General features: G+C 70.8%; 22 protein-coding genes. 8 read left to right on the top strand and 14 right to left on the bottom strand.

The window, feature by feature from the left end; all coding sequences use genetic code 11:
* Window positions 1-57 precede the first annotated feature (57 nt).
* The gene (locus HD557_RS27705) at window positions 58-1,593 is read right to left on the bottom strand and encodes an AMP-binding protein (RefSeq protein ID WP_307785727.1); all 1,536 of its coding nucleotides are present in this window, start codon (window positions 1,591-1,593) and stop codon (window positions 58-60) included.
* A 46-nt stretch (window positions 1,594-1,639) separates the two neighbouring features.
* On the opposite strand from HD557_RS27705, the gene HD557_RS27710 reads away from it, so the two are divergent.
* Entirely contained in the window at window positions 1,640-2,257 is a 618-nt protein-coding gene (locus HD557_RS27710) for a TetR/AcrR family transcriptional regulator (RefSeq protein ID WP_008355178.1), read from the top strand.
* Between the two features lie 178 nt (window positions 2,258-2,435).
* Here HD557_RS27710 and HD557_RS27715 read toward each other — a convergent pair whose 3' ends face one another.
* From HD557_RS27715 to HD557_RS27740, 6 genes are read right to left on the bottom strand one after another with little or no spacing between them, the layout of a single operon-like run.
* Entirely contained in the window at window positions 2,436-3,185 is a 750-nt protein-coding gene (locus tag HD557_RS27715) for a CoA-transferase subunit beta (RefSeq protein WP_008355176.1), read from the bottom strand.
* Window positions 3,182-4,006: a CoA transferase subunit A gene (locus HD557_RS27720; protein WP_196876217.1), complete on the bottom strand. Its 825-nt coding sequence runs from the start codon at window positions 4,004-4,006 to the stop codon at window positions 3,182-3,184. The genes HD557_RS27715 and HD557_RS27720 overlap by 4 nt, the downstream gene beginning before the upstream one ends.
* Complete coding sequence (locus HD557_RS27725) at window positions 4,003-4,956, bottom strand: acyl-CoA dehydrogenase family protein (protein WP_196876218.1); 954 nt, start codon at window positions 4,954-4,956, stop codon at window positions 4,003-4,005. The genes HD557_RS27720 and HD557_RS27725 overlap by 4 nt, the downstream gene beginning before the upstream one ends.
* Window positions 4,953-5,915: an acyl-CoA dehydrogenase family protein gene (locus tag HD557_RS27730; RefSeq protein ID WP_196876219.1), complete on the bottom strand. Its 963-nt coding sequence runs from the start codon at window positions 5,913-5,915 to the stop codon at window positions 4,953-4,955. Before HD557_RS27730 ends, HD557_RS27725 begins: the two co-directional genes overlap by 4 nt.
* A complete protein-coding gene (locus HD557_RS27735; RefSeq protein WP_196876220.1) occupies window positions 5,912-7,039 on the bottom strand; it encodes an acyl-CoA dehydrogenase family protein in 1,128 nt (375 codons plus the stop codon). The genes HD557_RS27730 and HD557_RS27735 overlap by 4 nt, the downstream gene beginning before the upstream one ends.
* Window positions 7,036-7,866, bottom strand: a complete 831-nt coding sequence (locus tag HD557_RS27740) for an enoyl-CoA hydratase (RefSeq protein WP_196876221.1) — start codon at window positions 7,864-7,866, stop codon at window positions 7,036-7,038. The genes HD557_RS27735 and HD557_RS27740 overlap by 4 nt, the downstream gene beginning before the upstream one ends.
* Before the next feature lie 47 nt (window positions 7,867-7,913).
* Here HD557_RS27740 and HD557_RS27745 point away from each other — a divergent pair, with 47 nt between their 5' ends.
* Genes HD557_RS27745 through HD557_RS27755 form a run of 3 tightly spaced genes read left to right on the top strand, consistent with a single transcriptional unit; the run spans window position 7,914 to window position 11,062 of the window.
* Entirely contained in the window at window positions 7,914-9,092 is a 1,179-nt protein-coding gene (locus HD557_RS27745) for an acyl-CoA dehydrogenase family protein (RefSeq protein WP_196876222.1), read from the top strand.
* On the top strand, window positions 9,089-9,898 hold the full coding sequence (locus HD557_RS27750) for an SDR family oxidoreductase (RefSeq protein WP_196876223.1): 810 nt from the start codon (window positions 9,089-9,091) through the stop codon (window positions 9,896-9,898). Before HD557_RS27745 ends, HD557_RS27750 begins: the two co-directional genes overlap by 4 nt.
* Before the next feature lie 15 nt (window positions 9,899-9,913).
* On the top strand, window positions 9,914-11,062 hold the full coding sequence (locus HD557_RS27755) for an acetyl-CoA C-acetyltransferase (protein ID WP_196876224.1): 1,149 nt from the start codon (window positions 9,914-9,916) through the stop codon (window positions 11,060-11,062).
* 70 nt (window positions 11,063-11,132) lie between these two features.
* Here HD557_RS27755 and yidC read toward each other — a convergent pair whose 3' ends face one another.
* From yidC to HD557_RS27780, 5 genes are read right to left on the bottom strand one after another with little or no spacing between them, the layout of a single operon-like run.
* Window positions 11,133-11,945 (bottom strand): membrane protein insertase YidC, encoded by an 813-nt coding sequence (yidC, locus tag HD557_RS27760; RefSeq protein ID WP_196876225.1) that lies wholly within the window; start codon window positions 11,943-11,945, stop codon window positions 11,133-11,135.
* Window positions 11,946-12,001: 56 nt separating this feature from the next.
* Window positions 12,002-12,289, bottom strand: a complete 288-nt coding sequence (locus HD557_RS27765; protein WP_196876226.1) for a hypothetical protein — start codon at window positions 12,287-12,289, stop codon at window positions 12,002-12,004.
* Window positions 12,290-12,324: 35 nt separating this feature from the next.
* On the bottom strand, window positions 12,325-12,894 hold the full coding sequence (locus HD557_RS27770) for a GNAT family N-acetyltransferase (RefSeq protein WP_196876227.1): 570 nt from the start codon (window positions 12,892-12,894) through the stop codon (window positions 12,325-12,327).
* A 16-nt stretch (window positions 12,895-12,910) separates the two neighbouring features.
* The gene (locus HD557_RS27775; protein ID WP_196876228.1) at window positions 12,911-13,981 is read right to left on the bottom strand and encodes an NAD(P)H-dependent flavin oxidoreductase; all 1,071 of its coding nucleotides are present in this window, start codon (window positions 13,979-13,981) and stop codon (window positions 12,911-12,913) included.
* Window positions 13,978-14,721 carry an enoyl-CoA hydratase family protein gene (locus HD557_RS27780; RefSeq protein ID WP_196876229.1) on the bottom strand — a complete coding sequence of 248 codons (744 nt, stop codon included), beginning with the start codon at window positions 14,719-14,721 and terminating at the stop codon, window positions 13,978-13,980. The genes HD557_RS27775 and HD557_RS27780 overlap by 4 nt, the downstream gene beginning before the upstream one ends.
* A gap of 112 nt (window positions 14,722-14,833) precedes the next feature.
* Here HD557_RS27780 and HD557_RS27785 point away from each other — a divergent pair, with 112 nt between their 5' ends.
* Entirely contained in the window at window positions 14,834-15,715 is an 882-nt protein-coding gene (locus HD557_RS27785; RefSeq protein ID WP_196876230.1) for an SDR family oxidoreductase, read from the top strand.
* Between the two features lie 111 nt (window positions 15,716-15,826).
* Here HD557_RS27785 and bla read toward each other — a convergent pair whose 3' ends face one another.
* Window positions 15,827-16,705, bottom strand: a complete 879-nt coding sequence (bla, locus tag HD557_RS27790) for a class A beta-lactamase (protein ID WP_196876231.1) — start codon at window positions 16,703-16,705, stop codon at window positions 15,827-15,829.
* 107 nt (window positions 16,706-16,812) lie between these two features.
* Here bla and HD557_RS27795 point away from each other — a divergent pair, with 107 nt between their 5' ends.
* The 3 genes from HD557_RS27795 to HD557_RS27805 all read left to right on the top strand — a co-directional run bounded on the left by HD557_RS27795 (window position 16,813) and on the right by HD557_RS27805 (window position 20,066).
* Window positions 16,813-17,691 (top strand): LysR family transcriptional regulator, encoded by an 879-nt coding sequence (locus HD557_RS27795; protein WP_196876232.1) that lies wholly within the window; start codon window positions 16,813-16,815, stop codon window positions 17,689-17,691.
* Window positions 17,688-18,611 (top strand): serine hydrolase, encoded by a 924-nt coding sequence (locus HD557_RS27800; protein WP_196876233.1) that lies wholly within the window; start codon window positions 17,688-17,690, stop codon window positions 18,609-18,611. Before HD557_RS27795 ends, HD557_RS27800 begins: the two co-directional genes overlap by 4 nt.
* Window positions 18,612-18,770: 159 nt before the next feature.
* Window positions 18,771-20,066: an MFS transporter gene (locus HD557_RS27805; protein ID WP_307785729.1), complete on the top strand. Its 1,296-nt coding sequence runs from the start codon at window positions 18,771-18,773 to the stop codon at window positions 20,064-20,066.
* On the opposite strand, the gene HD557_RS27810 is transcribed toward HD557_RS27805, so the two are convergent.
* Window positions 20,063-22,123 (bottom strand): acyltransferase family protein, encoded by a 2,061-nt coding sequence (locus HD557_RS27810; RefSeq protein ID WP_196876235.1) that lies wholly within the window; start codon window positions 22,121-22,123, stop codon window positions 20,063-20,065. The two genes, HD557_RS27805 and HD557_RS27810, sit on opposite strands and share 4 nt — an antisense overlap.
* Window positions 22,124-22,167: the final 44 nt, after the last annotated feature.

Genomic DNA, 22,167 nt, shown 5'->3' on the forward strand with positions numbered 1-22,167 from the left:
GGGGAAAGTAAATACGGGCTGAGGAAACCTATACCCCCGCCCCGAAGGGTGTCCTGCCTATATCGAGGTGTGGCGCAGATCCGTCTTCAGCACCTTGCCGCTGGCGTTGCGCGGGAGGCTGTCGACCAGCACGTACGCCCGCGGCTGCTTGTAGTTGGCCAGGCGGTCCTTGAGCCAGGTCGCGATGGTGTCGGGGTCCAGGTCGTCACGTACGACGACGAAGGCCTTGCCCACCTGACCCAGGCGCGCGTCGGGGACGCCGATGACCGCGGCCTCGACGATGCCGGGATGGCCGGCGAGGGTGTTCTCGACCTCGGCCGGATAGACGTTGAAGCCGCCGACGGTGAACATGTCCTTGATCCGGTCGGTGATCTTCAGGCAGCCGTGCTCGTCGAGGTAGCCGACGTCGCCGGTGTGGAGCCAGCCGTCCTCGTCGATCGCCTCGGCGGTGGCCTCCGGGTTCTCGAAGTAGCCGAGCATGACGTTGTCGCCGCGGATCCAGACCTCGCCGTCCTCGCCGGGCTCGGCGTCGTCGCCGGTCGCGGTGACGGTGCGGATCTCGAGGCCCTCGACGGCCGGGCCGACGACCTTGGCGACGTGCTCGGGGTCCTCGCCGGGGCGCGTCGTGGTCGCGACCATGCACTCGGTGAGCCCGTACGCACCCTTGACCTCGTCGATCCCGAGGATGTCGCGCATGTCGGCGAAGAGGCTCTCCGGGACGCTCGCGGCGCCGGCGATCGCGAAGCGCAGCGAGGAGAGGTCGTACGCCTTCAGGTCGGGGTGGTTGATGAGCGTGGTGAAGATCGTGGGGGCGCCGGGGAGGACGGTGATCCGCTCGTCCTGGATCAGCTTCAGCGCCTGGGCGGGGTCGTAGGTCGCGATCGGGTAGACCGTGCTGCCCGCGGTGAATGCGGCGATGAAGCCGGCCTTGTAGCCGAAGCCGTGGAAGAACGGGTTGACGATGGCATAGCGATCGTCGGGGGAGAGCGCGGCGCCGCGGGCCCAGACGTCGGCGACGCCGATCGTCTGGCGCTGGGCGCTCATCACGCCCTTCGGCTTGCCGGTGGTGCCGGACGTGAACAGCAGGTCGGCGAGGGTGTCGGGGGTGACGGTCGCTTTGGCGTCCGAGAGACGCTTTTCGGTCGTGTCGTCGCCTCTCACCAGGAACTCGTCCCAGCCGCTCGCCAGGTCTACGACGGTGAGCAGGTGCTCCGGGAGCGGGCCGGCGTCGTGGAGCATCTGGACGTAGTCGGTGCCGAGGAAGCCGTTGACGGTGATGAGTGCGGTCGCGCGGGACCGTTCGAGGATCTCGCGCGCCTCATGGCCCCGGTAGCGCGTGTTCAGCGGCACCACGGCCGCCCCGATCGTCTGGGCGCCGAGGACCGCGACCGGGAACTCCCAGCGGTTGGGCGCCCAGATCGCGACCCGGTCGCCGCTGCGTACGCCGCTGGCGAGGAAGGCACGCGCCGCCTTCTCCGCCGCGTCGGCGAGCTCGGTGTAGGTGAGCGTCGTGGGGCCGTCGACGATCGCCGGCTGGTCGGCGTACGTCTGCTTGGCCTTCTCGAGCAGGGCGGGGATCGTGCGCGGGGTCACCCGGGCAAGCGTAGTTGAGCAACTGCTTGTTTGGTAGACTTCGTCCATGACTGACACGGGGGTTGCGCCGAGAAGGCGGGGGACGGCGTCGGGGTCGTCGCGGCGGGCCGAGCTGCTCACGCTGGCGGCCGAGATGTTCGCGACCAAGGGGTTCTCCCAGACGACCGTACGCGACATCGCGGACGCCGCGGGGATCCTCTCGGGCTCGCTCTACCATCACTTCCGCTCCAAGGAGGCGATGCTGACCGAGGTGCTGTCGGGCTTCCTCGACGGGCTCAACGCCCGGTTCACCGAGATCGTCGAGTCCGGTGTCGACCCCCAGGCCGACCTGGACGGGCTGATCGCGGAGTCCTTCCGGACGATCCACAACGAACGGCTCGCCGTCGCGCTCTACCAGAACGAAGCGTCCTTCCTCGCGACCGTCGAGGGCTTCGAGTTCGTCGCCGAGCGCTCGCGTGACAACGAGGCGCTGTGGATCCGGGTCATCGAGGCCGGCCAGGCCTCGGGCGTCTTCCAGGCCTCGCTCGATCCCGCGCTGACCTACCGGTTCATCCGCGACGGCGTCTGGTCCACCGTCTCCTGGTATCGCCCCGGCGGGCGGCACACCCCCGAGACGCTCTCGGAGCAGTATCTGAAGCTGCTCCACGCGGGCATCCTCGCCTGACCCCCACCGCTGGTCGAGCCGCGAGGCCGCTTCCACCGCTGGTCGAGCCGCGAGGCCGCCTGCGGCCGAGCGTGTCGAGACCAACACGGTCCCCTCTGCGCTCGATGGCACCGTGTTGGTCTCGACACGCCTCCGCCTAGCGGCTCCGGCGGCTCGACCGGCGGGGTGGGGCGAGGGGTTAGTGGACTTCCTTGAAGCGGAGGCCCTTGGGGTCTTCCGCCTCGATGATCTTCAACTCGTCCGGAGTGGGCTCACGGGTGAGGGGTGCGTCGGCGGCGTCGATCGGGAATCCGGTGGCCTCCTGCAGTTCCTCGGGGGCCACGCCGGGGTGGATCGAGACGACCTTGACGAGCCCGGAGTCGTCGTAGCCGAAGACGGCGAGGTTGGTGACGATGACGCCGAGGTCGTGGAAACGGGCCGCGGTGCCAACCGCGCGGTCGTTGCCGACGCCGCTGGCGACGTCGACGCGGTCGACGAAGATCCGGGCGGAGTGCTTGGCGACCCAGTAGTCGACACGGTGGTTGACGGTGTTGCCCGGAGCGCCGCGTACGCCGATCAGTTGACGCTTGGGCTGCCGCCAGTCGCCGATGGAGGAGATGTTCTGGTTGCCGTAGCGGTCGATCTGGCTGGCGCCCATCATCGAGTGTCGGCGGCCGCTGGCGACGATGTCGAAGATGCTGCGGAACGGTACCCAGGCCTCGGGGGTGCCGCCGGCCGCCGCGGTCTTCAGCAGCGGGGGAGCCTCGGCCATCATGAACGCCTCGCCGTCGCTGAGCGCGAGCTCGGGGGTGTGGGTGGCCTTGGCCAGGCGTACGCCGATGGCCGGCACGATCCCGACGGCGTGGGCGAGCACCTCGCCGGAGCCCTTGAAGGCGTCGGAGACGGCGGCGACGCAGATGTCGGCCCGCGTGATGGTCTGGGTGGTCACAGGTAGCGCTCCTCGAACTCGGTCCAGTCGCTGTCGGACTCTGACTTGGCTGCCGCCACGTACGCCTTCTGGAACTCCTCGTCGCGACCGTAGTCGGGGTCGCAGCTGGTGAAGTGGGCGCCGCCGGGCGCCTCGACGACGTGGTTGACGAAGATGCGGGGGACCAGGAGGGTCTGCGGCGGGGCCTTGGCGGTGAGATCGTCGGTGGAGACGATCTGCTCGACCGACAGGATCGTGGTGTCGGCGGCCATCGCGAAGAGGTCGTCGAAGTAGGGGTCGGGGCCGAGGTACTGCCCGTTGCCGGCCGCGTCGGCGCGGTTGAGGTGGATGAGCGAGACGTCGAGGCGGAGGCCGGGGACGGCGACGTACTCCTCGTCGTCGTAGGGCGACCTCACCGTCTCGAGGTCGGGGTTCATCGCCATCACGTCGCTGCCGAGGCCGGCGCGGATGGGCTGGAAGCTGAGCCGGTTCGCCCCGGCGCGAAGGCCGGCGACGAACATGCCCTCGTCGTACTCGCTCGTCTCCGGGATCTCGCCGCGCTCGCGGGCGCGGGTGAAGTTGGGGTCGAGCGGGATCGAGTCGAGGCTGACGAAGCCGTAGACCAGCTTGCGGATCTTGCCGGCGCGGGCGAGCAGGCCGACGTCGGGGCCGCCGAACGCGACCACGGTGAGGTCGGTGACGTCGCTGCGGAGGATCTCCTTGACCAGGGCCATCGGCTTGCGGCGCGAGCCCCAGCCGCCGATCCCGATGGTCATCCCGGACTCGAGCTTGCCGGCGACCTCGGTGAGGGGCAATGTCTTGTCGAGCGGAGTCTTGTTCACGTGTCTCCTCGGAAGAGCTGGGCGGTGGCGTGGGCGCGCTTGAAGTAGAGGTGGGCGTCGTGCTCCCAGGTGATCGCCACCCCGCCGTGCAGCTGGATCATCTCGGCCGCGACCTGCGAGAACGCGTCGGAGCACCAGGTCTTGGCGGCGTGGACGAGACGTCGATCGGGTGCGGGCTGGGTCAGCTCCCAGGCTGCGGCCCAGCTCATCGTCCTGGCCGTCTCGACCTGGACGAGCAGATCGGCGCAGCGCTGCTTGAGCGCCTGGAACGAGCCGAGCGGGCGACCGAACTGGTGGCGCTCCTTGAGATAGGCGACCGTACGCTCCAGCGCCTCGCGTGCGGCTCCGGCCTGGAGGGCGGTCATCATGGTGGCGCCCACGGTGGTGACGTACGCCGGGTCCACCGTGCCGATGGGGTCGCCGGGAGCGTCGACCGTGACCGTCGCGAACCTCCAGGTCGGGTCCATCGCGGGGGTCGCGCTGACCGTGACCGCCGAGGGATCCACCGCGTGGACCTGGTCGCCGCGCAGCACGAGGAGGATCTCCGCGCCGACGGCGTCGATGACGAGGTCGGAGCCGGGGACCACCACGGCGGCCGTGGTCCCGGCGGCGATCCGCTCCAGCAGCTCACCGGCGGCCGGGATCCCGGCGGCCGCCAGGACCTGGGTCGCCAGCAGCGTGCCGACGAACGGCGACGGCGTGAGCGTGGCGCCGAGCTCCTCGAGGACGAGATGCGCCTCGATGTAGGAGCAGCCGACCCCGCCGTACGCCTCGGGGACCGCCAAGGCGGTCACGCCGATCTGCTCGGTCATCGTCTGCCACAGGGTGGTGTCGTAGCCCTCGGGGGTCGCGATCGCCGCCCGCAGATCCATCGACGCGGCCCGCTTGGCGATCAGCGTGTGCACCGTCGCGACCAGGTCGGTCTGTTCCTCGGTCAGCGCGAACCTCATCGCGCCTCCACCAGTGACTCGAGGATCCGCGCGCGGTGCTCGGCAGGGGTGCCCCAGGCGCCCACCAGCGCGCGCACCTTGAGGATCCACAGGCTCAGGTCGAACTCGCGGGTGTAGCCGATCGCGCCGTGGACCTGGAGCGCGGTGCGCGAGGCGAGGTAGGCGGCGTCGCCGGTCGCGACCTTCGCGGCCGAGACCGCTCGGGCCGCCGTCGGCGCTTCGGCGTCGAGCTCGACGGCCGCGTTGTGCACCAGCGGAGCCGCGAAGTCCAGGGCGACGCGTACGTCGGCGAGCAGGTGCTTGACCGCCTGGAACTCGCCGATCGGGCGCCCGAACTGCGTGCGCTGCTTCACATAGGCGACCGAGTCGTCGAGGAGTCTCAGTCCCGCGCCGAGGAGCTGGGCGGAGCAGGCGAGCGTGCCGAAGTCGAGTGCCGGCGCCGGGTCGATCGTGGCGATCTCCTCGCCGGCGGTGACCTCGAAGAGCCGCCGGGTCGGGTCGACCGACGTCCGCTCGGCACCGGGTTCCGCTCGGCGGAGAGTCGCGCCGAGTGCGTAGGTCCGCTCGGCGACATCGGCGTCGAGCGCCCGTGTCCCCGGGGCCACCGAGACCAGCGCTTCGCCCGATGCCAGCCGTGCGAGGAGCTCCGCGTCGGGAGTGCCGGGCAGGAGTCGCGGAGCGACGGCGACGGACTCGATCCAGGGGCCGGGAACGCCGTGGTAGCCGAGCCGTTCGAAGGCGACGGTCAGGTCTACGGCGGATGCGCTCAGGCCGCCGTCCTCCTCCGACACCAGCAACCCGGTGACACCGAGCTCGGCGAGCCGCTGCCACAGCTTCAGCCCCGCCGAGTGGTCACCGGTCGCCCAGGCGCGCGACGCCGCCGGGACGTCGGCGGCACCGAGCAGGTCGTCGAGTGCTTCCGAGAAGGCGTGCTGCTCCGGCGTACGTCCGAATCTCATCGGCCACCCCTCGGCAGGCCGAGCACACGCTCGGCGACGATGTTGCGCTGGATCTGGTTGGTGCCGGCGTAGATCGGGCCGGACAGGGAGAAGAGGTAGTCGTCGACCCACCGACCGGCGAGCTCCGCGTCCGCGCCGAGCAGGGAGAGCGCGGTCTCGTGGAGCGAGAGGTCGAGGTCGGACCACCACAGCTTGTTGATCGAGCCCTCCGCGCCGACCGAGCCGCCGGCCTCGACGTGGGTGACGGTGCCCCAGGTGTAGAGGCGGTAGGCCTCGGCGCCGATCCAGGCGTCGACGACCTGGTCACGCAGGTGCGGCTGGGGGTCGGCCTGCCACAGGTCGAGCAGGCGGTCGGCGGCGGCGCAGAAGCGGCCCGGCGAACGCAGCGACAGACCGCGCTCGTTGCCGGCGGTCGACATCGCGACCTTCCAGCCGTCACCGACGCCACCGAGCACGTCGTCGTCGGGCACGAAGACGTCGTCGAAGAAGATCTCCGCGAACCCGGGCGTCCCGTCGAGCTGGTCGATCGGCCGGACCGTGACGCCGTCGGCGTCGAGCGGAAACAGGAAGTACGTCAGGCCCCGATGCCGCTCCGCGGACGGATCGCTCCGGAAGAGGCCGAAGCCGCGATCGGCGAACGGTGCCCGGCTGCTCCAGGTCTTCTGCCCGTTGAGCCTCCAGCCACCCTCGACCTGCGTCGCGGTCGCCCGGAGCGAGGCCAGGTCCGACCCCGCCTCCGGCTCGGACCACGCCTGCGCCCAGACCAGGGTGCCGTCGGTCATGTCGCGCAGGTAGCGCTCCTTCTGCGCCTCGGTCCCGTGCCCGAAGATGATGGGCGCGAGCAGCGAGATGCCGTTCTGGCTGATCCTCGTCGGGGCGCCGGCGAGGTAGTACTCCTCCTCGAAGATGACCCACTCGGTGAGCGACGCGTCGCGACCGCCGTAGGCCTCGGGCCAGGTGACGACCGACCAGCGGCCGGAGGCAAGGGTGCGCTCCCACTCCCGGTGCGCCGCGGCGCCCTCGGCGGTGTCCATCGACGGCAGCCGGCCGGGGTTGTGGGCGGCGAGCCACTCGCGCGCCTCGAGCCGGAAGGCCTCCTCAGCCTCGGTGAACTCCAGGGTCATGACTTCATCGACCTCGCGTCCATCCCGGCGAGCGAGTCCTTGCCGACCTCGGCGTTGTGCGCGTGCGCGGCGTGGTGGAGGCCGAAGACGGAGTCCATCCCGGCGCGCATGCCCATCAGGTCCTCGGCCTGGTTGACCGCCTTCTTGGCGAGGGCCAGGCCCAGGCGCGGCATCTCGGCGATCCGCCCCGCGAGCGCCAGCGTCTCGGACTCGAGGTCGTCACGGGGTACGACGTGGTTGACCATGCCCCAGGTCTCGGCCTGTGAAGCGGAGAAGCGGCCGCCGGTGAAGAGCATCTCCTTGGCGGCGCGGGGGTTGGTGACCCACGGGTGGGCGAAGTACTCGACGCCGGGGATGCCCATCTTGACCACCGGGTCGGAGAAGAAGGCGTCGTCGGAGGCGACGATGAAGTCGCAGGACCAGGCCAGCATCAGGCCGCCCGCGATGCACGCTCCCTGCACCATCGCGATGGTCGGCTTCGGCAGCTCCCGCCAGCGGCGGCACATGCCCAGGTAGACCTCGGACTCGCGCGCGAAGCGCGAGTCGACGCCCTCCTTGCCGACGTGGTCCCACCACATCACGGCCTTGCGCTCGAAGCTCTCGTCGACGTCACGGCCCGGTGTGCCGATGTCGTGGCCGGCGCAGAAGTGCTTGCCGTTGCCACCGAGGACGATCACCTTGATCTCGTCGTCGTTGGTCGCCCGCGTGAACGCCGCGTCAAGTGCGTAGGTCACCTTCGAGTTCTGGGCGTTGCGGTATTCGGGCCGGTTCAGCCGCACCACCGCTACGGGCCCGTGGCTCTCGTACGTCACGACGTCCTCAGTCATGCCGCAGACGCTACCAAACAAGTGCTTGGTTTGGTAGGTTGTCCGGCATGGACCTGACCTACTCCGCAGAGGACGAGGCGTTCCGTGCCGAGGTGCGCGAGTGGCTGGCCGACCATCTGACCGGCGAGTGGGCGGCGCTGCGGGGCACCGGCGGCAACGGGCGCGACCACGAGTCGTACGAGGGCCGGCTGGCGTGGAACCGCTACCTGGCGTCACACGGATGGACGTGCCTCGGCTGGCCCGAGGAGCACGGCGGGCGCGGCCTGCCGCTGTTCCAGCAGGTGATCTTCCACGAGGAGTACGCCCGCGCGGATGCCCCGGTCCGGATCAACCACCTCGGCGAGGAGCTGCTCGGGCCGACCCTGATCGCGCATGGCACCGCGGCCCAGCAGGAGCGGTTCCTGCCCAAGATCGTCGCGGTGGAGGAGCTGTGGTGCCAGGGCTACTCCGAGCCCGGCGCCGGCTCCGACCTGGCCGGCGTGCGCACCCGCGCGCGGCTCGACGGCGACCGGTGGGTCGTCGACGGCCAGAAGGTCTGGACGTCGAACGCCCACCTGTCCGACTGGTGCTTCGTCGTGTGCCGCACGACGCCCGGCTCCGAGCGCCACCACGGGCTGTCCTACCTGCTCGTGCCGATGGCGCAGGACGGGGTCGACGTAAGACCGATCCAGCAGCTCACCGGCACCTCCGAGTTCAACGAGGTCTTCTTCGACGGCGCGGTCACCGCCGCGGACCTGGTGGTCGGCGAGCCCGGCGACGGCTGGAAGGTCGCCATGGCGACCCTCGGGTTCGAGCGCGGCGTCTCCACGATCGGCCAGCAGGTCGGCTTCGCGCGCGAGCTGGAGACGGTCGAGGAGGCCGCGCGTGCCAACGGCACCATCGACGACCCCGGCATCGCCGCGCGACTCGCCCAGGCCCATGTCGGGCTGGAGGTGCTCCGGTTGCACGCGCTGCGGACGCTGTCGGCGTACGACTCCGGCTCCTCGGGCCCCGAGGCGAGCGTCTCCAAGCTGCTCTGGGCCCGGTGGCACCGCGACCTCGGCGAGCTGGCGATGGACGTCCTCGGCCTCGCCGGGCTGACCACCGGCGAGGACTACGCGCTCGACCGGCTGCAGTCCCTCTACCTCTTCTCCCGCGCCGACACGATCTACGGCGGCTCGGACGAGATCCAACGGAACATCATCGCCGAGCGCGTCCTCGGCCTGCCACGAGAGGCCCGTGCATGAAGTCCCCACAAGTAAGGGCGGAACAGCCCACCCCTGCGTACGTCCCCGGCCACTCGCTCCTGGAGGGGCGGGTCGTCGTCGTGACCGCCGCCGCCGGTGCGGGCATCGGGGCGGCGGTCGTGCGGAAGGTGCTCGAGGAGGGTGCGAAGGCGGTCGTCATGTCCGACACCCACGACCGGCGGCTCAAGGAGTCCGTCGATGCGCTCGCGGAGGAGTTCGGGGCAGACCGGGTCGCCGCTGTGACCTGCGATGTCACCCAGGAGGACCAGGTCCAGGCGCTGCTCGACGCCGCCGAGCCTCTCGGTGGCGTCGACGTGATGATCAACAACGCCGGCCTCGGCGGCACCGCGTCGGTGCTCGAGATGACCGACGAGCAGTGGTCGAAGGTTCTCGACATCACGTTGACCGGGACGTTCCGGTGCATCCGGGCGGTCGGACAGCGGTTCGTGGCCGCCGGGAAGCGCGGCGTGATCGTCAACAACGCCTCCGTGATCGGCTGGCGGGCGCAGGAGGGGCAGGCGCACTACGCCGCGGCCAAGGCCGGGGTGATGGCGCTGACCCGCTCGGCCGCCGCTGACCTCGCACCGCACGGCATCCGGGTCAACGCGGTCTCGCCGTCCCTGGCGATGCACCCGTTCCTGGAGAAGGTCACCTCGCCCGAGCTGCTCGTCGAGCTCAAGGGCCGCGAGGCGTTCGGCCGCGCCGCCGAGCCGTGGGAGGTCGCCAACGTCATGGTCTTCCTGGCCAGCGACTACTCGTCCTACATGACCGGCGAGGTCGTGTCCGTCTCCAGCCAGCGCGCCTGATCGAGAGGATCACCGATGCCTGAGGCATTCATCATCGACGCGGTTCGTACGCCTGTGGGAAAGCGAGGCGGGGCGCTGGCAGGGATTCATCCGGCCGACCTCGGCGCCCACTCGCTGGCCGCGCTCGTGGACCGCACCGGGATCGACCCGGGGGCCGTCGACGACGTGATCATGGGCTGCTGCGACACCATCGGCGGACAGGCCGGCGACGTCGCGCGGACGGCGTGGCTGGTGGCCGGGCTGCCCGACCACGTACCCGGCGTGACCATCGACCGGCAGTGCGGCTCCTCGCAGCAGGCGGTGCACTTCGCGGCTCAAGGGGTGATGTCGGGTACGCAGGATCTCGTCGTCGCCGGTGGGCTGCAGAACATGTCCGCGATCCCGATCTCGGCGGCGATGCTGGTGGGAGCGCAATATGGCTACACCACCCCCTTCGCCGAGTCGCCCGGCTGGGTGAAGCGCTACGGCGACCAGGAGGTCTCCCAGTTCCGCTCCGCCGAGATGATCGCGGAGAAGTGGGACATCTCGCGCGAGGACATGGAGGCCTATGCGCTGGCCTCGCACCAGCGCGCCAAGACCGCGATCGCCGAGGGACGGTTCGACCGGGAGATCGTGCCGGTCGGTGACTTCGCTGTCGACCAGTGCCCGCGCGAGACCTCGCTCGAGAAGATGGCCGCGCTGGAGCCGCTCGCTCCCGGTGGCCGGATCACCGCGGCCGTCGCCTCGCAGATCTGCGACGCGTCCTCGGCGCTGCTGGTGGCCTCGGCGGCGGCCGTACGCACCTTCGGCCTGACCCCGCGAGCCCGGATCCATCACCTCTCGGTCCGCGGTGACGACCCCGTCTGGATGCTCACCGGCCCGATCGAGGCCACCCGGCACGCCCTCGCCAAGACCGGCCTCACGGTCGACGACATCGACCTGTTCGAGTGCAACGAGGCCTTCGCCTCGGTCGTCCTGGCGTGGATGAAGGAACTCGACGTCCCGCACGAGAAGGTGAACGTCAACGGCGGCGGCATCGCCCTCGGCCACCCCATCGGCGCCACCGGCACCCGCCTGATGACGACCCTCCTCAACGAGCTCGAGCGCACCGGCGGCCGCTACGGCCTGCAGGTCATGTGCGAGGGCGGCGGCCAGGCGAACGTCACCATCATCGAGCGTCTCTGATGGTTGGAGTTGTGAAGCTGAGAGTGACCTATAGACCACTCTCAGCTTCACAACTGCGGGACCGGCCGGGTCAGGCCGGCTGCAGCCTGAGGGTTCGGCGCTCGGCGGCGGGGGAGCCGGGGGTGGGGAACCAGTGGTGGATGACCGCGGCCTGGCCGGCGGTCCACAGGCCGCTGATGACCCAGTAGACGAGCAGGGCGAGCGGGACGCTGCTGCCGGCGAGGAGCATGCCGCCGGCGGAGATGACGGGCATGAGCTCCTGGATCCGCAGCATCGACTCGGGCACGTCGGTGCGGACCATGTTGGGCAGCACCCACAGCCGCTGGCTGAGGTAGCTGACCGCGGCGGCGGTCGCGGCGAGGCCGAGGGTGATCACCAGGTGGGTCGTGTCGCCGGAGAGATAGCCGTGCCCGGTCAGCGGCGTGCCGAGGAAGGTCGCGGCGCCGAGCGAGTCGACCAGCGAGTCGTTCATCGCGCCGACCGCGTTGCTCCGGCTGACGTCGGAGAGCAGGTGGTAGAGCGCCAGGAAGATCGGCAGCTGGGCGAAGGCGGCGAGCATGGCGAAGCGGGGTACGCCGTGCTCGTCGTTGATCTTCCGGCGCTCCTCCATCATCGCCATCATGTCGGCCTGGCTGGCGCTGCCCTTCGCCGTCTTCTTCTGATACTTCTTCGTCAGTGCCTGGAGCTGCGGGCGGGCCCGGGCGGAGGCATGGGCGTGGCGTACGCCGCGGATCGCGAGCGGCAGCAGGACGAGCCTGACCAGCACCACGACGGCAGCGATGGCCAGCAGCCAGCTGACGTTGGGTCCGACGAAGGACAGGACGTGATGGGCGCCGGCGAGGACGGCGGCGAGGGCGTGCGACAACGGGGCGAGAACGGACATGGGTTTGCTCCTGACGTGAGTGGGTAGGGCTGACGGGCTCGCCGGTGGGCGAGCGGTCAGTCCTGCTCAGGAGCGCGCGGTCGGCGCGGGGAGCAGACCGGGTCGGTGACCCGGGCAGCTAGATGGTGAGGTCCGTCGGACGCGTCTGACGGGACCGTCGAACGGGCCCTGACCAGGGCGAACGCGCTGATGCCGTGGAGCGATCCGACCGCGACGGCCGCGAGCGCGGTCGAGACGGCTATGGTGAGCAGTGCCTGCTCGGGGTCGACGCTCATCAGCGCCGGGAGCATCAGCGTGAAAAGTGCGACGAGCGCAATGCGTACGCGGCTCGTCTCGGTGTTCACGCAGGTCAGTGTAGCGATCCTGGTCAACCGGGTCGTCAGCTCAGGTCGCGCCGCATCAGCACGCGTGGGTGACCTGCCAGGACCGAGGTCGTGTCGGCGGCCCAGGTGAAGCCCGCCGCCTCGAAGTTCTTGCGGAGCCCGGCGTACGCCATCGTCAGGTCGACCTTGGCGCCCTGGTTGTCGAGCGGGTAGGCCTCGATGGCGGGGGCGCCGCGGTCGCGCGCGAACTCGACCGCACCCTCGATGAGCGTGTGGGAGATGCCCTGGCCGCGGTGGCCCGGCCGGACCCGGATGCACCACACCGACCACACCGGCAGGTCGTCGACGTGCGGGATCTTCCGGTTGCGGGCGAAGGTGGTGTCCGCGCGCGGGGCGACGGCGGCCCAGCCGACCGGCTCGTCGCCGTCGTAGGCGAGCACGCCCAGCGGACCGTCGGAGAGCAGGTTTCGTACGTACTCCCCGCGCTCCTGGCCGCGCATCTTGTTGTTGATCGTCGACGGGATCCGGTAGCTCAGGCACCAGCACACGCTGGCGTCGGGGCGCTTGGGTCCGACAAGGGTGCGTACGTCCTCGAAAACCTCTGCCGGGCGGACCTCGATCACCATGGCGCAAGCGTGCTGCTCAGGCGCGGCTCGCGTCCAGACAATTGAGGCGATCGACGGCGCCGGCGATGATCCGGTCGACCAGCTCCTCGCAGGTGGGCAGGTCGTCGAGGAGGCCGACGACCTGGCCGCTGGAGAGCATCCCGGCGGAGGTGTCGCCCTCGACGAGTCCGGCGCGCAGCAGCATGGGGGTGTTGGCGGCCAGGACGACCTCAGCCCAGGTGCGGTCGCCGCCGTGGACCATGCTCCGTCCGTCCTTGATGAGGGTCCGCCAGGGCAGGCCGGACATCTCCTTGAACTGCCGGGTGCGCTTGAGGGTGCGGAGGAGCTTCGCGGTCACGCCCTCCTTCTCGAGCGTGTCGATGAACTCCGTGCGCAGCAGGCGGTGAGGCATGCCGTCGGCCTTCGTGGTGACGACGGTTCCGTCGAGGCCGAAGGTCAGGTAGCGCTTTCGTACGTCCTCGGGAACCGCGGAGTCGGCGGTGAGCAGGAACCGTGTGCCCATGCCGATGCCGGCCGCGCCGTAGGAGAGGGCCGCGGCGAGACCGCGGCCGTCGAAGAAGCCGCCCGCCGCGACGACGGGGATGTCGACGGCGTCGAGGACGCTCGGGAGGAGGAGGGTCGTCGGGACCGCACCGGTGTGGCCGCCGCCCTCGCCACCCTGGATCATCACCATGTCGGCGCCCCAGCCGGCGACCTTCTTGGCGTGCTTGGCCGCGCCGATCGACGGCATCACGACGATGTCGTGCTCCTTGAGCTTGCTGATCAGCTCGGGCTTGGGCGCGAGGGCGAAGCTCGCGACCTTCACGTCGTGGTCGATGAGCAACTGGCAGCGGTCGGGAGCGTCGGAGGCGTCGGCGCGCAGGTTGACGCCGAACGGCTTCTCGGTGCGCCCCTTGACCTCGACGATCGCCTTCTCGAGCTCGTCGAGGGTCATCGTGGCCGAGGCCAGGATGCCGAGCGCGCCCGCGTTCGCGGTGGCCGAGACGAGACGCGGGCCGGCGACCCAGCCCATGCCAGTCTGCACGATCGGGTGGTCGACACCGGTCAGGTCCGTCAGCGGCGTACGGAATGTCTGTGCGGTGCTCATCGTCCGTCCTTCACGAAGGCGTCGCGGCGCTCGTCGGCGACGCCGGCGAGGTTGAGCTCGAAGGTGAAGCCCTGCTCGAAGCGGTAGGAGGCGTTCACGTCGACCGGGTCGATGCCGTTGAGCGCGGCCTTGGCCGCCCGGATCACCTGCGGGTCCTTCTTCGCGATCTGCCTGGCGACCTCGAGCGCGGCCTCGTCGAGCTCATCCCGCGGGACGACCTGATGGACCGAGCCGAGCTCGTGCAGGCGCTGCGCGGTGATGGTCTGCGCGGTGAAGTAGAGGGTACGCAGCATGTGCTGCGGCACCAGCCGGCTCAGGTGGGTGGCGGCGCCGAGGGCTCCGCGGTCGACCTCGGGTACGCCGAAGAAGGCGTCGTCGCTGGCCACGATCGTGTCCGCGTTGCCGACCAGCCCGACCCCTCCGCCGAGGCAGAAGCCGTTGACAGCGGCGATGACCGGGACCGGGCACTCGTAGATCGCCTTGAAGGCGGCGTAGCAGCCGCGGTTGGCGCCGAGGATGCCCTCGAACCCCTCGATCTGCTGCATCTCCTTGATGTCGACGCCCGCGTTGAAGCCCTTGCCCTCGGCGCGCAGGATCACGACCCTCGCGCCGTTCTGGGCGGCGGTCGTGACCGCGTCGGCGACCTCGAACCAGCCCTTCACCGGCAGCGCGTTCACCGGCGGGTGGTTCATCGTGACGACGGCGATCTGCTCGTCGGTGATCTCGGTGGAGATGCCCATGGCGTCCGTCCTTGACTCTGCACTGCCTAACCTAGCGATTGCTTGGTAGCCTAGCAGTTGCTTGGTTCAAGCTGGCAAGGACGACGTACGTATCGACGCAGGGAGCACTCACATGACCGGACTGTTGGACGGCCGGATCGCGATCGTCACCGGAGCGGGGCGGGGGATCGGCCGGGCGCACGCGCTCGAGCTCGCCCGCCACGGCGCGAAGGTGGTCGTCAACGACTTCGGGGTCTCGCTGGCGGGTGAGGGCACCGGTGAGTCGCCCGCTTCGCAGGTCGTTGACGAGATCGTCTCTGCAGGTGGGGAGGCGGTTGCCAACGCCGCCGACGTGGCCGACTTCGCGGCTGCCGAGGCGATGGTGCGACAGGCCGTCGAGACGTACGGCGGGCTGGACATCCTCGTCAACAACGCCGGTTTCGTACGCGACCGGATGCTCGTCAACACCTCCGAGGAGGAGTGGGACGCGGTCATCCGGGTGCACCTCAAGGGCCACTTCGCGACGCTGCGGCACGCGGGTGCGTACTGGCGGGCGGAGTCGAAGGCCGGACGTCAGCGGGAGGCCCGGGTCGTCAACACCTCCTCCGGCGCGGGTCTGCAGGGCTCGATCGGGCAGGGCACCTACTCGGCCGCCAAGGCCGGGATCGCCGGGCTGACGCTCGTGGCCGCCGCCGAGATGGCCCGCTACGGGGTCACCGTCAATGCCATCGCACCGGTCGCGAAGACCCGGATGACCGAGGGCGCCTTCGACACCTCCGCGATGGCGCTCCCCGAGGACAACTCACCGGTCGTCGCCTGGCTCGCCTCCGAGGACGCCCGCGACATCACCGGCCGGGTCATCGAGATCGACGGTCCGCAGATCACCGTCGAGAACGGCTGGGCCCACGGCCCCTCCGCCGACGCTGGGGCTCGGTGGGTGGCTGGCGATGTCGGTCCCGCGCTCCGCAAGCTGCTGGGTGAGGCGCCGGAGCCGGAGCCGGTGTACGGGGCTTAGGCCGGCCGAGATCCGACCGCCGCACGTGTAACACGTCGTTCGTAGGACTATCCGGTCGTTCTGATAGGGCGAGAAGTCCTACGAACGGCGTGTTACAGCTCGCGCGGCCGATCAGCCGAGCTCCGCACAGACGGTCGCCGCGATGTCTGCGAGCGGGGCGTCGAGCGGCGCAGCGGTGGGGTCGTCGGAGCGAGTGAGGGCGGCGATGACGATCGGGGCACCGTCGGGGGTCCAGGTGACGCCGACGTCGTTCCGCGAGGCGTAGTCGCCACCGCCGGTCTTGTCGGCGAGCCGCCAGGCGACGGGAACCCCGGCACCGAACCGGGTGACGGTCGACTGGTTGGCGAGCATCCAGGTGATCAGCTGGTCCCGGTCGCCGCGGTCGAGGGCGTCGCCGAGCACCAGCTTCGTGTAGGTCCGGGCGATCGCGCGCGGCGAGGTGGTGTCGCGGGGGTCGCCCGGGATCGCGCTGTTGAGGTCGGGCTCCCAGCGGTCGAGCCGGCTGACGGTGTCGCCGAGCGACCGGGCGAAGGAGGTCACACCGGCCGGGCCGCCGATGAGCTCGAGCAGCTCGTTGGCGGCGGTGTTGTCGGACCGCGTCATCGTCGCCTCGGCGAGCTGCGCGACGGTCAGGCCGTTACGGACCGTGAGCGAGGTGATCGGCGAGTTCACGACGACGTCGCTCGCCTCCCACGTCAGGCGCTGCTGGAGCGTACGCGCCGGCAGGTCGCGCAGGATCGCCGCCACGAGCAGCGTCTTGAAGGTCGACAGCATCGGGAAGCGCTCGTCGGCTCGGTGCTCGATGACGCGTCCGGTCCGGATGTTCTTCGCCCAGACGCCGAGGTGACGCTGGTGCTTCTGCTCCAGGGCGGCGATCGAGGGGCTGTCGGCGGCGTACGCCACGGAGCTGCCGGCTCCGGTCGCGGCGACGGCGGCGGCTGTGGCGGCTCCGCCGAGAAGGGTGCGGCGGCTGAGGATCGGGTGAGTCATGCGGGCATCGTGACCCCGTCGCCGCGACGGCGTCCAAGGACGATCCGGCATGGACGTATGCATCGCCGACATGGGACGAGGTGGCGGCGATCAGCCATCCTGTACGCGTGGACCTACTGCTTCACCTGCGCGGCTTCACCGCGGTCGCCGACGAGATGAGCGTCTCCGAGGCCGCCCTGGAGCTGGGTGTCGACCAGCCGCTCCTCAGCCGTCGCCTGCGTGCCCTCGAGCGGGAGCTCGGCGTGGAGCTGCTCGACCGCAGCCGGCGCCAGATCGCGCTGACCCCGGCCGGTGCGGCGCTGCTGCCGCGGGCCCGGCACCTGATCGATCAGGCGGACCACCTGCTCCGGAGCATCCGCCGGCACGACCGGGAGCCGTTCGTGGTGGCGGTGCCGTCCGGCTGCGATCCCGCGCCCCTGGCACGGTTGGTCGCGCTGCTGGAGGAGGAAGGCGTCGAGGTACGCCTCGCGACCTCGTCCGACGAGACGCCCGAGTCGGCGGGCTGGACGGTCGAGGCGTGCGACCCCGACGCGGCCACCTGGATCACCCCGCTCGGCGCCGCGACCGCTCCCGCCGCTTCCGGCCCCGCGGCAGGCTCGGTGTCGTTGAGCGCGCTCCGGCCCCGCCGAGCCGGAGGGCGAGGGCGTACGCAGGTGCTGGCCCTCCCACGAGACCTGGACGACCCCGACGACCGTCTCCGACGACAGGCGGACCGGGCCGGCATCGGACCGGCCGCCCTGCGCCGCTTGCCGCACCCGCTCGCGGTGGCCGAGAGCCTGGCGGGACGCGGGACTCTGATCTGTGCGCGGCACGAGGCGGTGACGTACGGGTTGAGCTGGTCGCCCTTCGCCGACCCGGTACGCCGCGGCCACCGGCTGGTCGAGCAGCCGCCGGTGCCGGGACCGGCGGCCGCCGGGCCCGTGCGGGAGCAGGCGCTTGCGCTGCTCGGCGCGAGCATCGGTGCCCTTGAGGCAGGTGCCGAGTGAGCCCGCTGGTCGGCAGCGACCGAGGTCTGATCGACCTGGCCGAGATCGCCGCGGAGCGCTTCCGGGACCTCCAGGTCCGGGCTGCCTTCCTGGCCCGTGACATCGATACCGGCCTCGAGGTCGGGATCGGCGTCGACCGGCCGATGCCGCTGGCGTCGGTGGCCAAGGTGCCGCTGGCCCTGGTCGTGGCCGACAGGATCGCCGGTGGCGAGATCGACGGCGCCACGATGGTGACGCTGGCCGCGGCGGAGCGGAGCTACGGGCCGTACGGCCTCTCGGCCTTCACCCACGACGCGACCTGCTCCGTCGCCGACCTGATGCTGATGATGCTCGGCCTCAGCGACAACGCCGCCGCGGACGCGCTCTTCGATCTCGTCACCCCGCGGGAGGTCGACGAGCAGCTCGCCGAATGGGGCGTCGAGGGGCTGCGGGTGCGGCACCGGATGCAGCCGATGTACGACTACGCCACCCGCGTCGCCGGCCACGACTTCGCCCTCGCCACCCAGCTCGCGGTCGAAGGACGGCGGCCCCGCGGTCGGCACGTCATCGACTCGCTCGACGTCGAGCGCGCCACGGTGGGCTCGCCGCGCGCCTGCGTCGACCTGCTCGAACGCATCTGGCGGGACGAGATCGCCAAGCCGGAGGCGACCGAGATGGTGCGACGCCTGATGGGCAAGCAGGTCTTCACCCATCGGATCGCCGCCGACCTGCTCGCCGACGACATCCAGTTCGCCGGCAAGACCGGCGGCTTCCTCACCCTGCGGCACGAGATCGCCGTCGTCACCCACCCCGGCGGCCGGGTCGCCATCGCCGTGCTCACCGACTCCGACCGCACCGCCCGGATCCAGAACGACGTCGACCTCGCCATCGCCGCCACCGCCCGCGACGCCGTCGAAGCTCTCGCCTCCCGCCGCCCCTGAGCCGAGGCGTCACGTACGTCGGCCGAGACGTCACGTACGTCGGCCGAATCGTCACCCGATGCCACCTCGGCCGACGCACCTGACGCCTCGGCCGACGGGGCCGACGCCTCGGCAATAAACCGGATGCTTCTCGTCCGGTAGCGGTGATGGAATATGCCGGTGCCCGCATTGCCCGGTTTCCTCCACAACCTGATCCCGCCGACGCCGTTGTCGAAGCGTCTGGCGACGCAGTCGCTGCTCTTCGCAGCGGGGGACGGGACGTTCAACACCGCGGCCGCGTTCTACCTCGTCGCGTTCGTCGGCCTGAGCCCGGCGCAGATCGGTGTCGGGCTGACCGTCGCCGGGATCGCGAGCTTCCTCACCGCCTACCCGATGGGCCGGCTGGCCGACGTCATCGGCCCGAAGCGGATCTGGGCGATCAGCGCCCTGATCAGCGCGTTGATGTTCGCGACGATGCCGTTCATCCACGGCTTCTGGGCCTACCTCGCCGTCATCGTCGTCTTCGAGGTGGTCAACAATGCGGGCGGCGCCGGCCGGAACGCGTACGTCCTCGATGTCCTCCCCGACAAGGAGCGGGTCGAGACGCAGGCGTTCATGTACTCCAGCCTCAACCTCGGCTTCACCATCGGTGCCCTGATCGCCGGCATCGCGCTCGCGATGGACACCGACGCGGTGCTCAAGTGGGGCGTGCCGTTCTTCGCGCTGGCGATCGGGATCGCCAACTCGGTCTGGATCACCCGGCTGCCGAAGGCGCCCCACGACGAGCGCCGCGCGGCCGGCGAGGTCACCGAGAAGCTGCCCGGTCCGGGCGCCCTGCGCAACGTCGGCTGGCTCCTGGTGACGACCTTCACCGGCACGCTGTGGTCCAACCAGGTGCTGCTGCACACCGTGATCCCGCTGTGGCTGGTCGAGTACACCGACTCGCCGCGCTGGCTGCTGGCCTGGCTCTTCGCGACCAACACGGTGCTGTGCATCATCCTCCCGGCCTACACCTCGAAGGGCGTCCACAGCGTCCGCGACGCGTTGCGGCGCGTCTGGTGGAGCAGCGCGTTCTTCGTCGCCGCCTGCGCGATCACGCTGGTCACCCACGACACCCGCGGCATCCTCACCATCTTCCTGGTCTGGGTCGGCCACGTGGCCGTGACCGGCGCCGAGCTGGCCATCGGCTCGGCCGGCTGGGCCTTCCAGGCCGAGCTCATGGACCCGGCCAGACGAGGTGAGTACGAGGGCGTCGCCGGCATCGGCCGCCAGCTCGGCGGCGCCTGGGCGCCGGCCCTGTTCACCTTCCTCGCGATGGGCTGGCACCCCGAGTTCTACAGCGGTGCCGGCTGGATCGTGATCGGCGCGATCATCGTCGCCGCCGCGGCCGCGATGGGTCCGTCGACCCGGATGGCCGTACGTTTCAAGGAGACCCACTTCCCGCGCGAGAACGAGCCCGAGCCGGCCGCCGCCTAGCTCGAACCGGGGGATCGGCGCAGGATCCGGGCGATCCGCTCGCCGAGGTAGGGCGCCAACGTCTCCGCGTAGAGCGGGGAGATGTGGAAGCCGTCGAGGTAGACCTCCAGGTTGCCGACGACGGGCGAGCACCGCCTCTTCGCGCAGAAGTAGGAGGTGAGGTCGACGTGATGGGCGTTCTCGGCCAGCCGGGTGGCGCCCAGGCTCCCGTCGTCGCGTACGACCCTGCCGCGTCTCCGTGAGCACTCGGCCGAGGCCGCCAGCCCGTGGTCGTCGACGCACGGCTGGACCACGCGGGCGAAGAGCGCGCTGCTGCCCTCGAAGATGGGCGAGTCCTGGACCGCGATCACCGGCACCGACGGGTCCGGCCTGGTCGCCCACGCGTCCGCCATCCCGCGGCTGAGCGCCTCGACCTCGCTCTCACCGGGCGAGGCCTCGACCTTCACCAGGCTGGAGTGGACCACGACGTACGCGTCGATCCCCTCCTCCGAAGCGATGTACGCCGCCAGCTTCCGCTTCCACTGGTTGCACAGCTCGACGCTCGCCTCGGGTGTGCCGACGCGGTCCCGGGCGTTCCAGTGGCAGCCGGCCCGGCCGGCCACGTCGATGCGCCAGCCGCGGCTCTCGGCGATGGCGCGGTAGGCGGGTACGAACTGGTGGTTGTGGGAGTCGCCGATGGCGAGCAGCCGGCGCGTGTAGCCGGTCTTCGGGCCGAGCGTGCACATCCTCAGCTCGACCGGCCGCTCCTTGTTGGACCAGCACGCCGACCCGTCCGGAGCCTGGTAGCCCAGGCTCGCGTCGACCAGCGTCGACGGGCGCTCGCAGTCGGTGAGCGCCGGGTCGAGCGCGGCGGCGCCGATGCAGCCCGCGTAGCGCTCGGCGGCCTCGACCGCGGCCGCCTTCCGGGCGGCATCCTGGCGTTCCACCTCGCTGGTGACCACCAGCGTGCCGCCAACAACCAGGCCGAGCACCACGGGGACCGTCACGAGCCGCACCACGCCGGTGAACGGTGCCCCGATCCGGGTGACCGGCCGCTCGACGTACCGATGGGTGAGCCAGGCCAGCACCGCCGATCCGGACAGGACCACGACCGCTGCGAGCACGTTGGTGCGGGTCGCGTACGTCCAGCTCAGCCACGCCACCAGCAGCGGCCAGTGCCACAGGTAGAGCGGGAAGGAGATGTCGGCGACGAACCGCAGCGGCCTGACAGCGAGGAGATGCTGCGGGCCCCATCGAGCAGAGGACCCGGAGCCGATCACGACCAGGAGCGCCCCGCCGACCGGCCACAGCGCCCAGGGGCCGGGGAACAGGGCGGCGCCGTCGAGCACGAACCCCGAGCTCGCGACGAGTGCCAACCCGAGCCAGGCGAGCACCGGACGCACCACCACCGGCGGGCGCAGGCGGTCGAGCCCGAGCGCGATCAGCGCGCCCGCACCGAGCTCCCAGAAACGCGCCCAGGAGTGGAAGTAGGCCACCTGCTGATCGGCCGCCCCGAGCCGCCAGGCGAAGACGAACGAGGCGACCGTCGCCAGCGCGACGGCGACGGCCATCACCAGCCGGAGCCGCCGCGCCAGCCGTCCGAGAACGACCACGACCAGCGGCCAGACCAGCAGGAACTGCCCCTGCACCGCCAGCGACCAGAAGTGCTGGAGCGGGCTGGCGCTCGGCCCGGCGGCCCCGTAGGCGAGCTGGGACCGGATCATCTCCCAGTTCAGGACGTACGCAGCCGACGCAGCGATCTCCCGCAACGTCGAGCTCCACATCGACCGCGGCATGACCGCCACCATCAGCACCGCCGTCCCGGCCAGCACGATCAGCATGGGAGCCGAGAGCCGCAGGAACGTACGCCCGTAGTGGTCGGCCAGATGGAGCTCCGACGAGGTGACCCGGCGGACCAGCGACCGGGTGACGAGGAACCCGGTCAGCGCCAGGAAGACGTCGACGCCACCGGAGACCCGGCCGTTGCCGAAGAGGTGGAAGACCACCACGAGCGCCAGCGCCAGCCCCCGCAGCCCGTGGATCTCGGCGATGCGCTGAGACGACGGCGGCTGCGGCATCGGGTCACGGTAAGGGTGGCCGGTGACCCGGGGGAGAAGGCCAG

This window comes from Nocardioides luteus (assembly GCF_015752315.1).
Lineage (GTDB): Bacteria > Actinomycetota > Actinomycetes > Propionibacteriales > Nocardioidaceae > Nocardioides.

What these genes read in the sequence shown, in the direction of transcription:
- HD557_RS27710 (WP_008355178.1), top strand. Translation starts at nt 1,640, where the DNA reads ATGACTGACACGGGGGTTGCGCCGAGAAGGCGGGGGACGGCGTCGGGG.
- HD557_RS27725 (WP_196876218.1), bottom strand. Translation starts at nt 4,956, where the DNA reads ATGAGGTTCGCGCTGACCGAGGAACAGACCGACCTGGTCGCGACGGTG.
- HD557_RS27730 (WP_196876219.1), bottom strand. Translation starts at nt 5,915, where the DNA reads ATGAGATTCGGACGTACGCCGGAGCAGCACGCCTTCTCGGAAGCACTC.
- HD557_RS27735 (WP_196876220.1), bottom strand. Translation starts at nt 7,039, where the DNA reads ATGACCCTGGAGTTCACCGAGGCTGAGGAGGCCTTCCGGCTCGAGGCG.
- HD557_RS27740 (WP_196876221.1), bottom strand. Translation starts at nt 7,866, where the DNA reads ATGACTGAGGACGTCGTGACGTACGAGAGCCACGGGCCCGTAGCGGTG.
- HD557_RS27745 (WP_196876222.1), top strand. Translation starts at nt 7,914, where the DNA reads ATGGACCTGACCTACTCCGCAGAGGACGAGGCGTTCCGTGCCGAGGTG.
- HD557_RS27750 (WP_196876223.1), top strand. Translation starts at nt 9,089, where the DNA reads ATGAAGTCCCCACAAGTAAGGGCGGAACAGCCCACCCCTGCGTACGTC.
- HD557_RS27755 (WP_196876224.1), top strand. Translation starts at nt 9,914, where the DNA reads ATGCCTGAGGCATTCATCATCGACGCGGTTCGTACGCCTGTGGGAAAG.
- yidC (WP_196876225.1), bottom strand. Translation starts at nt 11,945, where the DNA reads ATGTCCGTTCTCGCCCCGTTGTCGCACGCCCTCGCCGCCGTCCTCGCC.
- HD557_RS27770 (WP_196876227.1), bottom strand. Translation starts at nt 12,894, where the DNA reads ATGGTGATCGAGGTCCGCCCGGCAGAGGTTTTCGAGGACGTACGCACC.
- HD557_RS27775 (WP_196876228.1), bottom strand. Translation starts at nt 13,981, where the DNA reads ATGAGCACCGCACAGACATTCCGTACGCCGCTGACGGACCTGACCGGT.
- HD557_RS27780 (WP_196876229.1), bottom strand. Translation starts at nt 14,721, where the DNA reads ATGGGCATCTCCACCGAGATCACCGACGAGCAGATCGCCGTCGTCACG.
- HD557_RS27785 (WP_196876230.1), top strand. Translation starts at nt 14,834, where the DNA reads ATGACCGGACTGTTGGACGGCCGGATCGCGATCGTCACCGGAGCGGGG.
- bla (WP_196876231.1), bottom strand. Translation starts at nt 16,705, where the DNA reads ATGACTCACCCGATCCTCAGCCGCCGCACCCTTCTCGGCGGAGCCGCC.
- HD557_RS27810 (WP_196876235.1), bottom strand. Translation starts at nt 22,123, where the DNA reads ATGCCGCAGCCGCCGTCGTCTCAGCGCATCGCCGAGATCCACGGGCTG.